This window comes from Streptomyces sp. NPDC002785, assembly GCF_040295565.1.
Lineage (GTDB): Bacteria > Actinomycetota > Actinomycetes > Streptomycetales > Streptomycetaceae > Streptomyces.
Window position 1 is genome coordinate 1 of the sequence record NZ_JBEOVN010000230.1, and the last position, 10,544, is coordinate 10,544.

A 10,544-nucleotide genomic window follows, 5' to 3' on the forward strand; every position below is an offset into this window, starting at 1 on the left:
GGTCGCACCCGAGGCCGACCGCGAAGAGGGCATGACCGCCGGGCAGAGCAACCACGCCGCCCAGGAGCAGCGCTCAGCACAGTCGGGAACGGCAGCGGTTGTCGGCGCCCGCCACGACGGGTCACGGCGCGGGGACACCCGTCGGCCAGCTGTGCACGGGCTCGCCGCTGTGCATCAGTTCGGCGTACCTGCGGGTGGTCGCGGCCAGTGCCGCATGCCGTTCGAGTCCGGCCTCCCGTGCCCGGTGGTAGGTGTCCACCTGCCAGGACGCTCCGTTCACCCGCCGCTTGCAGCGTTCCTCGATGATCCCGAGGTAGCGGTCGCGGTCCGCGGGCTCGATGTTCCAGGCGTCGAGCCCCGCAGCGGCCAGCGGCAGCAGTTCGTCCCGTACGAGCTTGACCGCCGGCACCCGGGTCAGCCCGCCCGAACGGCCGGGACGGGGCCAGATCAGCTCTGCGTCGATGCCGTGGCGGCAGGCGGTGTCGAAGTTCTCGGCCGCTGCTGCGAACGGGAGCCTGGTCCACACCGGCCGGGATTCCTCGGCCAGCGCCCGCACGAGCCCGTAGTAGAGGGCGGCATTGGCGATCACATCGGTGACGGTGGGGCCGGCGGGCAGGACCCGGTTCTCCACCCGCAGATGAGGTACGCCGTCGGCCAGCCCGTACACGGGCCGGTTCCAGCGGTAGACCGTACCGTTGTGGAGCACGAGCTCCTGCAGCCGCGGCACCCCGCTCTCGTCGAGCACCCGCAGCGGGTCCTCCTCATCACAGATCGGCAGCAGCGGGGGGAAGTAGCGCAGATTCTCCTCGAAGAGCTCGTACGCCGAACCGACCCACTGCTCACCGAACCAGGTCCTGGGCCGTACCCCTTGGTTCTGCAGTTCGGGCGGTCTGGTGTCCGTGGCCTGCTGGAAGAGCGGCGGCCGCGATTCCCGCCACAGCTCCCTGCCGAACAGGAAAGGCGAGTTGGCGCCGAGGGCGATCTGGACCCCGGCGACGGCCTGGGCCGCGTTCCATACGGCCGCGAAGCGCGCCGGTGTCACCTGCAGATGCAGCTGAACCGATGTGCAGGCGGCCTCGGGGGTGATCGAGGAGGCGGTGGAGACCAATCGCTCCACGCCTTGGATATCGAGGGAGAAATCCTCGCCCCGCGCAGACACCATTTGATTGTTCAGCAGTGTGTAGCGTTCCGCAGCCGAGAGGTTCGCCGCAACGAGGTCCTGACGGCCCAGGGTGGGCAGAATTCCGATCATCATGATCCCGGCATCGACCTCGCCCGCCTTCCGATGGGCATATCCGAGGCCGGTCCTGAGCTCTTCGGCCAGCTGATCGAAAACGCGTCCTTCCAGGTGGTGCGGGACTATGTTCACCTCCAAATTGAACATCCCGAGTTCGGTCTGGAAATCACGGCTCGCGATGCGCGGGAGCACCTCCCCATTCATCATCTTCGGCATGCCGTCGGAGCCTGCCAGATTCAGCTCGATCTCCATGCCCATGAGGTTGCGGGGGCGGTCGAACCTCCGCTCCTCCAGGAGCCGCTCCAGCCCCTCCAGGCACTGATGGAGCTTCCTCCGGTACCTCTGCCGATCGGACAGATCAAAGGCGCCCGCCACGACCTTCTCCCCCATCGAAGCGTCCCTCCCTCGAGTGGGCGGCCCGCGGCCCAGACCGCTCGCGTCACGATCGATAATGCCCAGGCCGGGTGATCCATAACGCCCCCACGAACACCGCGCACCCACTAATCTGAGGGCGGCCGTCCGAGGCACATTCCCTCGGCATGACGCAGTGCGCATTTTCCACCACCGCGTGCATGGCGAAAACGCCGATGCGTTTCGGCCGACCGCGCCCAGGGAAAAATCCCTGGCGGTGGCTGCGCCGCTGACGAAGAATCAGCAGAATCTCCGCATAATAAAGTCCTGATACCGCCTTGTCGGCAATACCTGCGACGGCTAGTGGAATCACTGTGTGAACACGTGTCGTATAAACTTCGCGGACGAGGCAGAGAGTTGACGCACCGGCCCAGTCACCGGCCTCCTCTGGCCCCGCATGCCGACAGCGCCGTCTGCACCCGCCCACGCACCACCGTGTCTCCGAAGTGAGAGGCGACCCACTATGCCGCTGCATGTTCCCCCTGCTCCCGCGCCCGCTCTGCGCAGCGTTCTCGCGGCACTCGGTTCACCCACCGCAGTCCGCGAGGCCCGTACACCCGCTCTCCGAGCCGCCCAGGGACCACTGAGCCCCGAACTTCCGCTTCCCGTCCATGTGCTGGACCGGATCGGTCCGAGCGGGCTCGCACCCGCCACCCGGCTTGCCGCGTGGCGGTTCCTCATCCGCAGCTCGGAGCAGGCCGTCGCCGCGGCGGACACCATGCTCACTCCGGACGGCTGGACCTTCTCGCACTTCTTCGAGGGCCCGTATATCGCCTCGACCGAACTCGCCCTGCGCCAAACCGAGACGGTGACACCGCACTACCAGCCACGGCTGCTGTCCATTCCGGAGCTCTACATGCTGGCGCTGTGGCTGCACGCCGACACCGAGGCCGACGCCTCCGGCGGGGCACTCGCCCCCGCCGATCTCCTGGTACCACTGGCACCCGCACCTCCGGGCATCGCGGCGCATCACCCGCATCGGGTCGCCGATCTGCTCCGCGTGATGACGCTGCGTATCACCCCGGGCACCGGTCATCCCTTGCTCGGATCACCGGCCTGACAACGGCCGCACCCCACATCGTCGCACTGTGCCCCACCACCGTCCCCCGGTGGTGGGGCACAGTGCTGCGGGGCGCACATCCCGCCCATCTGGACTAGCCCGGTCCGGCCACCCCGAACCACCCGAAAGGACAGTGCAGTTGCGGTGAACCGTCCGGCCGGGTGACGCGTCCTCGGAGTAGGGAGAAGTGCTGCTGCGAAATCCCTGCGGATTGACGCCCGTGGGGCAACACTGGGACCGGACCGATCGATACGGGGGGGCGGCCATGAACACCTCATCAAGCCGCAGGACATTCACCACAACGCAGCGAAAGAACCCATCCATGTGCCAGCACCAGCCACCATGCCCGACCGCCGACTCAGCCGACCGGGAAGCCGCCCGCCTGACGGCACACCACCCGGAACAGGGCTGGAGCCTGCTGTGCAACGGCGTCCTGCACTTCGAGGACACCGGTGAGCTGCTCCCGGACGGGCAGATCATCGCCCCGCACCGGCCCCTGGGGACCGGCCGGGTGATGAAGGCCGCCTGACCCCGGCCGGTACGAACTGGGGCCGGCCCGGAGAACTCTCCGCACCGGCCCCGACGCATGTCTGCGTCATGCCCTACCGCTCATGCCTCAGTTGTCGTACGCGTCCAGCGGCGGGCAGGAGCAGACGAGGTTGCGGTCACCGAAGGCACCGTCGATCCGGCGCACCGGCGGCCAGTACTTGTCGGCGGCCGAGACTCCGGCCGGGAAGACCGCCACCTCACGGCTGTATCCGTGGTCCCACTCCCCGCCCAGCATCGCCGCAGTGTGCGGAGCGTTGGTCAGCGGGTTGTCGTCCGCGCTCCACTCTCCGGAGGCCACCTTCTCGACCTCGCCGCGAATGGCGACCATCGTGTCGCAGAAGCGGTCGAGTTCCGCGAGGTTCTCGCTCTCGGTCGGCTCGATCATCAGCGTCCCGGCGACCGGGAACGACATGGTCGGCGAGTGGAAGCCGTAGTCGATCAGACGCTTGGCGATGTCGTCGACGCTGACGCCGGTGGCCTTGGAGATCGGCCGCAGGTCCACGATGCACTCGTGCGCGACGAGCCCGGCCGGGCCGCTGTACAGGATCGGGTAGTGCGGTTCGAGACGCTTGGCGATGTAGTTGGCGGCGAGTACGGCGACCTGCGTCGCACGCTTCAGGCCCTCCCCGCCCATCAGGCGTACGTACGCCCAGGAGATGGGGAGAATGCCGGCCGAGCCCCACGGAGCGGCCGAGATCGGTCCGACACCGGTCTCCGGGCCCGCCGCGGGCTGCAGCGGGTGGTTCGGCAGGTACGGCGCGAGGTGCGCGCGCACACCGACCGGGCCGACGCCGGGGCCGCCGCCGCCGTGCGGGATGCAGAAGGTCTTGTGCAGGTTCAGGTGCGAGACGTCGCCGCCGAACCGGCCCGGCTTGGCGAGGCCGACCAGCGCGTTGAGGTTGGCACCGTCGACGTACACCTGACCGCCGGCGTCATGCACCTCGGCGCAGATGTCGGCGACGTGCTCCTCGAACACACCGTGCGTCGACGGGTACGTGATCATGAGCACGGCGAGTTCGTCGCGGTGCTTCTCGATCTTGGCGCGGAGGTCCTCGATATCGACCTCGCCGTCGTCGGCGGTCTTCACCACTACGACCTTCATGCCGGCCATCACGGCGCTGGCGGCGTTGGTGCCGTGCGCGGAGGACGGGATGAGGCAGACGGTCCGCTGGTCGTCGCCGTTGGCCCGGTGGTACGCACGTACGGCCAGGAGGCCGGCGAACTCGCCCTGCGATCCGGCGTTCGGCTGGATCGAGACCGCGTCGTACCCGGTGACCTCGGCGAGGCGCTCCTCCAGCTCACGGATGAGGGTGAGGAAGCCCTGCGCCTGCTCGGCCGGCGCGAAGGGGTGCAGTGCGCCGAACTCGGGCCAGGTGATCGACTCCATCTCGGTGGTCGCGTTCAGCTTCATGGTGCAGGAGCCGAGCGGAATCATGCCGCGGTCCAGCGCGTAGTCCCGGTCGGCGAGCTTGCGCAGGTAGCGCAGCATCGCGGTCTCGGAACGGTGCTGGTGGAAGACCGGGTGGGTGAGGATCTCTTCGGTGCGCAGCAGGCCCTCGGGCAGCGCGTCGACAGCCGCGGCGTCCAGCGCCTCGATGTCCCCGTCGGCGCCGAAAGCGGCCCAGACGGCGGCGATCTGCGTACGCGTGGTGGTCTCGTCGCAGGCGAGGGAGACCAGGTCGGCGTCGACGAGCCGCAGGTTGACACCGCGCTCGCGGGCGTCGGCCACGACATCGGCGGCCTTCCCCGGGATGCGCACGGTGAGGGTGTCGAAGTAGGTGCCGGTCACGACGTCGATGCCGCAGGCGCGCAGGCCCTCGGCCAGGATTGTCGCGTAGCGGTGGGTGCGCTGAGCGATCGTCCGCAGTCCGTCCGGGCCGTGGTAGACGGCGTACATCCCGGCCATGACGGCGAGCAGCACCTGCGCGGTACAGATGTTGCTGGTGGCCTTCTCACGGCGGATGTGCTGCTCGCGGGTCTGCAGGGCCAACCGGTATGCCTTGTTGCCGTCCGCGTCGACCGAGACGCCGACGAGGCGGCCCGGCAGGCTGCGGGCGAACTTCTCGCGTACGGCCATGAAGCCGGCGTGCGGTCCGCCGAAGCCCATCGGCACACCGAAACGCTGCGTGGTGCCGACCGCGATATCCGCACCCAGGTCACCCGGTGAGGTGAGCAGGGTCAGGGCCAGCAGATCGGCGGCGACCGTGACGATCGCACCGAGCTCGTGGGCCTGCTCGATGACGGGCTCGATGTTCCGTACCGCCCCGGATGCGCCCGGGTACTGCAGCAGAACACCGAAGACACCGCGCTCGGCGATCTCTGCCGGGATGCCGTCGGAGAGGTCGGCGACGACGACCTCGACACCGGTCGGCTCGGCGCGGGTCTCGATGACGGCGACCGTCTGCGGCAGAGCGTCGGCGTCGACCAGGAAGACGCCGTTCTTGACCTTGCCGACGCGCCGCGAGAGCGCCATGGCCTCGGCGGCCGCGGTGCCCTCGTCGAGCAGGGAGGCGCCGGAGGTGGGCAGTCCGGTCAGCTCCGCGACCATGGTCTGGAAGTTGAGGAGCGCCTCCAGGCGGCCCTGCGAGATCTCCGGCTGGTACGGCGTGTAGGCCGTGTACCAGGCGGGGTTCTCCATGACGTTGCGGAGGATCACCGGCGGGGTGAAGGTGCCGTAGTAGCCGAGCCCGATCATCGGGGCCAGCACCTGGTTGCGGTCGGCGAGGGCACGCAGCTCGGCGAGAACCTCGGCCTCGGTACGGGCGGCCGGCAGCTGGAGTGCCTCCGCGCTCTTGATGACGTCGGGCACCGCGGCCGCGGTCAGGTCGTCGAGCGAGCCGTAACCGACCTGGGCGAGCATCTTCGCCTGCGCCTCGGCATCGGGTCCGATGTGGCGCTGTTCGAAGGGAATGCCCTGCTCCAGCTGGGAGAGCGGAGTGCGGCGGGGGGTCATGGTGGAGGCCTCCTGGTCTGTCACGACCTGCGAGGGGCACCACGGCGGGTGCCCGAACGGCCTCCCCCTCTGTCATCTCAACCTGAGAGCTTCACCGGCGCGCCCTGAGGCGTACCGGCTTTCACCGTCGGTGAGGAAGGGAACCGTACCGGCACTCGGCCGCACGGAACCCGCCCTGCTTTCCAGAGTGACCTCGTCCGTGCGGTACGGGGGCCTGAGAGATTCCGGGGAGGATTTGCTCCTTCGGCGCCTTCGGATTCGCTCCGGAGGACTCTCCCGCACGGGGTCAGCAGCCGTAACCAGCGTACCAGCGGGGTTCGCGGCGCAATTCTCGAGTGGCCAACCCCCCGGATCTGCACTTCTGTAGTGCTTGTGGAGTAGCCGCGACCAGTGGGAGGGACCGTGCAGACCGACATCGACCCGCGCCGTCTGATCGGCCGCAAGGCGTTCGACCGCAAGGGCAGCAAGATCGGAACCGTGGACGAGGTGTACCTCGACGACGCGACCGGCGTGCCCGAGTGGGCGGCCGTTCGCACCGGACTGTTCAGCCGGGACGCGTTCGTCCCGCTGGAACCCAGCGAATTCGTGGAGGATTCGCTCCGTGTCCCCTTCGACCGTGCACTGATCAGGGACGCACCCGACTTCGGCGTCGGCCGCCATCTCTCGCCGGAACAGGAACTCCAGCTCTACCGTCACTACGGTCTGGACTCCCCGCCCGAGGAGCCCGGGCCGAACAGGGACTTCGGCAGACTGGCCGGCCAGGACGAATAGTCCACCGGGTTTCGCACCAGCGGCAGCGGATCAGCCGGCTGCAGCTCCGGATCGTCGATCCGGAACGTGCGCACCCGGCCGGGCGCCGACCCGGGCTCCTCGAACCGCACCGTGACCCGGCCGACACCGCTGCCCTGCACCCAGCCATGGCCGTATGTGTCATGACGCACGTCGTGCCCGGCGGGCCAGCGGCGTGCGGCGAGCTGCTCAGCGGTCTCCTGGGCCTCCTCCTGGGCACTGTCCACCAGCCTGTCCCCGTCGTCCCCCGCAGCTGCCTCCTCCTCGGCCGCTTGCCCGGTCGCGGCGTGTTCACCGGCGGCCTGGGCGAAGAGGTCCTCCTGCGTGTAGTCGGCTAGGCCCGTGACGCCCACGCCCAGGAGCCGTACGCCGCCGGTGGTGTCCACGGCCTCCAGGAGCCGTGCGGCGGCCTCCCGGACCACTGCGGTGTCGTCCGTGGGCCCACGCAGCGTCTCGGACCTCGTGAGCGTGGAGAAGTCGTACCGCCGTACCTTCAGCACCACCGTCCGCCCGGACCGCCCGGCGCCCCGCAACCGCTGAACACACCGGTCGGCCAGCCGCTCCACCTCCGCCCTGACCCGCACCCGGTCGTGCAGGTCGGCGTCGAAGGTGTCCTCGACGGACACCGATTTCGCGTCGCGCTCCGCGACCACGGGCCGGTCGTCGTATCCGAACGCCATGCGGTGGAGCGAGGCGCCGTGCGCCTTCCCCAGCAGACGTACGAGCTCCGCCTCACCCGCCTCGACCAGGTCATTGACCGTCGTCATCCCGGCGCGGCGCAGATGGTCCGCCGTCGCGGGCCCGACGCCGGGAAGGATCCGTACCGACATGGGCGCGAGCAACTCACGCTCCGTCCCGGGCTCTATGAGCAGCAGCCCGTTCGGTTTCGCTTCCTCCGAAGCGATCTTGGCCAGCATCTTGGAGCCTGCGAGCCCGACCGAGCCGGTGAGTCCGGATACCGCCTTGATGGCCGTACGCAGCTGCTCACCGATCTCCCGCGCGGACGCGCTGTCATCGGCCGTCCCACCGGCTTCCAGGTCGACAAATGCCTCGTCCAGGCTGAGCGGCTCCACCAGCGGGGAGAGCCGCCCCAGCAGCTCCATCACCTGGTCGCTGACTGTCCGGTACAGCAGGAAGCGGGGCACCAGATAAGCCGCGTTGGGGGCCAGCCGCCGCGCCTGCGCCGTGGGCATCGCCGAGTGCACCCCGAAGCACCGTGCCTCGTACGACGCGGTGGCGACGACTCCGCGCGGCCCCAGCCCGCCCACCACGACCGGTTTGCCGCGCAGGCTGGGCTTCGCCGCCTGCTCGGCAGAGGCGTAGAAGGCATCCATGTCCAGATGCAGGATGGTGGGCGCGGCTCTCACATTTATCGATGCTGCCTTACGGCACTGACAATCGCCGCACGCGATTCGCCGACCGGGTCAGCCTGCGCGGTTGCGCCGCCGCGCGAGCTCATCGGTGGGGTTGTTCCCCACCAGTGTCTCGCCGGTGTCCACCCGCTCACCGTGCAGCTGTGACAGCGCGGCGTCGACGTCCTGCCACACCACACCCACGGCAATACCGAAGACCCCCTGGCCGCCCTGGAGCAGATCGACGACTTCGTCGGGCGAAGAGCACTCGTAGACCGTCGCCCCGTCGCTCATCAGCGTCATCCGCTCAAGATCCTGGAAACCGCGGGCCCGCAGATGCTGGACCGTAGTGCGGATGTTCTGCAGGGCGACGCCTGTGTCCAGGAAGCGCTTCACGATCTTCAGCAGGACAACGTCCCGGAAGCTGTAGAGCCGCTGTGTGCCCGAGCCGTATGCCGGACGCACGCTCGGCTCGACCAGCCCCGTACGCGCCCAGTAGTCGAGCTGCCGATAGGTGATCCCCGCAGCCGCGCAAGCTGTCGGCCCGCGATAGCCGATGTCGTTGGCCGATGCCACGCCGCCCCCCGCCACCGCCGCCGGTTCAACCGGTTGCCTGATGGTGCGGCCGGCTGTACTCCCCTGCTGCGGATACGGCCCACCCACTGCCGTACCGTCGCCGCTGCTTCTCACGCCGACCTCCGTCCTTGACCTGCCAACTCGAAGGTAGGCAGTCACTCGGGGTGCGTCAACGATCGCCACACTCGGCACGCCGAGTGATAATCACCCTGAGGGTGGTTTCCCGTGTCTCTCAAGCGGGAAGGGCTTGTCGGATGCGCTGAATGCGACCCCGCAGAACGGTTACTGACTGTTGGTACCGAAGTCCTCCGGTGAGATCTGGTCGAGGAACTCGCGGAACTTCTCCACCTCGTCCTCCTGCTCGTCCGGAATGGCGATACCGGCATCGTCGAGCACCCCGTCACTGCCGTAGATCGGCGTTCCGGTGCGCAGTGCGAGCGCTATGGCGTCGGACGGCCGCGCGCTCACCTCGACCCCGCTGGCGAAGACCAGCTCCGCGTAGAAGACCCCTTCCCGCAGGTCCGTGATGCGGACCTCGGTGAGCTCCTGGCCGACGGCCTCGAGCACATCCTTGAAGAGATCATGGGTCAGTGGCCTGGCCGGAGCCATGCCCTGCTGGGCGAAGGCGATCGCGGTCGCCTCACCAGGACCGATCCAAATGGGGAGGTACCGGTCGCCTCCCACTTCACGCAGGAGCACGATCGGTTGGTTGGAGGGCATTTCCACCCGGACACCCACAACGTCGAGCTCGTTCACACAGCAACCCTAGGACGTGCTCGGCAGGTTTGGGTAGTCGGGCACCGCCGTGATCAGTGGAGCCGGACCCGCAGAGCGGTCTGCACAAGCGCCGAATGAAGCCGTACAGACAACTCTGCGAGCTCCCTCGCGGTGGCCTCCGCATGTGCTCTGGTCTGCGGATTCCGGTGCCGGCGCAGGGGCGCGATCACCTGCTCGATGAGTCCCGCCTCACGGTCCGCGGCCGCCCGAATGGCACGCAGGTGACGCGGTTCCAGACCGAATCGACCCAGATCCGCCACAAGCTTGGCCACCGTGACCATCTCCGCGTCGTAACCGCCCTCGGCGGCGGGAGCGACCAAGCCGTACGACTCCCACTCATCCAGGTCACTCTCTGTGACCTCGGCGGCCGCGAGCAGCTCGGCGCGGCCGATACGGGCCGCGGTCGCCCGTCCGGAGTCGGCTTCCCAGCCGCCGTCGGTCACGTCCCGCGGGCCACCCCCGGACGGCAGGGTGGACTGTTCGCCGCGGGCGAGGGCATCCAGATGCTCCCGGATGACCTTCAGCGGGAGGTAGTGGTCGCGCTGCATACGCAGCACCTGAGCCAGCCGCTCCACGTCGGCCCCACGGAACTTGCGATAGCCGGAGGGGGTCCGCTGCGGCTCGACGAGCCCTTCGGCCTCCAGGAAGCGAATCTTGGAGATCGTGACTTCGGGAAACTCGTCCCGCAGTTGCAGGAGCACCGTGCCGATGCTCATCGGGCGGTCGTCGGCGGGGGGGGGGGGGGGGGGCCCCCCCCCCCCCCGGGGGGGGGGGCGGGGGGCGGCCCGGACGGGGGGGTGGACCCCCGGGGGGGCGAGGGGAACACCCCCGGAGGGGCGG

9 protein-coding genes and 1 riboswitch are annotated in these 10,544 nt (G+C 69.0%); of the genes, 3 read left to right on the top strand and 6 right to left on the bottom strand.

Features of this window, described 5'->3' with window-relative positions; translation table 11 throughout:
- Window positions 1-121: 121 nt before the first annotated feature.
- Window positions 122-1,627, bottom strand: coding sequence for a glutamate-cysteine ligase family protein (locus ABTZ94_RS32885; protein ID WP_351206352.1), 1,506 nt, complete (start codon window positions 1,625-1,627; stop codon window positions 122-124).
- Window positions 1,628-2,111: 484 nt separating this feature from the next.
- On the opposite strand from ABTZ94_RS32885, the gene ABTZ94_RS32890 reads away from it, so the two are divergent.
- Together ABTZ94_RS32890 and ABTZ94_RS32895 are read left to right on the top strand one after the other, a co-directional pair.
- Complete coding sequence (locus tag ABTZ94_RS32890; RefSeq protein ID WP_351206353.1) at window positions 2,112-2,708, top strand: hypothetical protein; 597 nt, start codon at window positions 2,112-2,114, stop codon at window positions 2,706-2,708.
- A 322-nt stretch (window positions 2,709-3,030) separates the two neighbouring features.
- Window positions 3,031-3,237 carry a DUF5999 family protein gene (locus ABTZ94_RS32895; RefSeq protein WP_351206355.1) on the top strand — a complete coding sequence of 69 codons (207 nt, stop codon included), beginning with the start codon at window positions 3,031-3,033 and terminating at the stop codon, window positions 3,235-3,237.
- A gap of 87 nt (window positions 3,238-3,324) precedes the next feature.
- On the opposite strand, the gene gcvP is transcribed toward ABTZ94_RS32895, so the two are convergent.
- Window positions 3,325-6,210: an aminomethyl-transferring glycine dehydrogenase gene (gcvP, locus tag ABTZ94_RS32900; protein WP_351206357.1), complete on the bottom strand. Its 2,886-nt coding sequence runs from the start codon at window positions 6,208-6,210 to the stop codon at window positions 3,325-3,327.
- 192 nt (window positions 6,211-6,402) lie between these two features.
- A riboswitch (glycine riboswitch) is annotated at window positions 6,403-6,499 on the bottom strand.
- Between the two features lie 113 nt (window positions 6,500-6,612).
- Here gcvP and ABTZ94_RS32905 point away from each other — a divergent pair.
- The gene (locus ABTZ94_RS32905; RefSeq protein ID WP_351206359.1) at window positions 6,613-6,981 is read left to right on the top strand and encodes a PRC-barrel domain-containing protein; all 369 of its coding nucleotides are present in this window, start codon (window positions 6,613-6,615) and stop codon (window positions 6,979-6,981) included.
- Here ABTZ94_RS32905 and ABTZ94_RS32910 read toward each other — a convergent pair.
- The 4 genes from ABTZ94_RS32910 to ftsR all read right to left on the bottom strand — a co-directional run bounded on the left by ABTZ94_RS32910 (window position 6,906) and on the right by ftsR (window position 10,420).
- Window positions 6,906-8,366: a DNA polymerase IV gene (locus tag ABTZ94_RS32910; RefSeq protein ID WP_351206361.1), complete on the bottom strand. Its 1,461-nt coding sequence runs from the start codon at window positions 8,364-8,366 to the stop codon at window positions 6,906-6,908. The two genes, ABTZ94_RS32905 and ABTZ94_RS32910, sit on opposite strands and share 76 nt — an antisense overlap.
- Before the next feature lie 57 nt (window positions 8,367-8,423).
- Window positions 8,424-9,041: a MerR family transcriptional regulator gene (locus tag ABTZ94_RS32915; protein WP_351206363.1), complete on the bottom strand. Its 618-nt coding sequence runs from the start codon at window positions 9,039-9,041 to the stop codon at window positions 8,424-8,426.
- A 168-nt stretch (window positions 9,042-9,209) separates the two neighbouring features.
- Entirely contained in the window at window positions 9,210-9,683 is a 474-nt protein-coding gene (locus ABTZ94_RS32920) for a bifunctional nuclease family protein (RefSeq protein ID WP_006123076.1), read from the bottom strand.
- 53 nt (window positions 9,684-9,736) lie between these two features.
- Window positions 9,737-10,420 carry a transcriptional regulator FtsR gene (gene ftsR / locus ABTZ94_RS32925; protein WP_351206365.1) on the bottom strand — a complete coding sequence of 228 codons (684 nt, stop codon included), beginning with the start codon at window positions 10,418-10,420 and terminating at the stop codon, window positions 9,737-9,739.
- Window positions 10,421-10,544: the final 124 nt, after the last annotated feature.

Excerpts from the sequence above, each read along its gene's own strand:
- ftsR (WP_351206365.1), bottom strand. The coding sequence starts at position 10,420 with ATGAGCATCGGCACGGTGCTCCTGCAACTGCGGGACGAGTTTCCCGAA.
- ABTZ94_RS32885 (WP_351206352.1), bottom strand. The coding sequence starts at position 1,627 with ATGGGGGAGAAGGTCGTGGCGGGCGCCTTTGATCTGTCCGATCGGCAG.
- ABTZ94_RS32890 (WP_351206353.1), top strand. The coding sequence starts at position 2,112 with ATGCCGCTGCATGTTCCCCCTGCTCCCGCGCCCGCTCTGCGCAGCGTT.
- ABTZ94_RS32895 (WP_351206355.1), top strand. The coding sequence starts at position 3,031 with ATGTGCCAGCACCAGCCACCATGCCCGACCGCCGACTCAGCCGACCGG.
- gcvP (WP_351206357.1), bottom strand. The coding sequence starts at position 6,210 with ATGACCCCCCGCCGCACTCCGCTCTCCCAGCTGGAGCAGGGCATTCCC.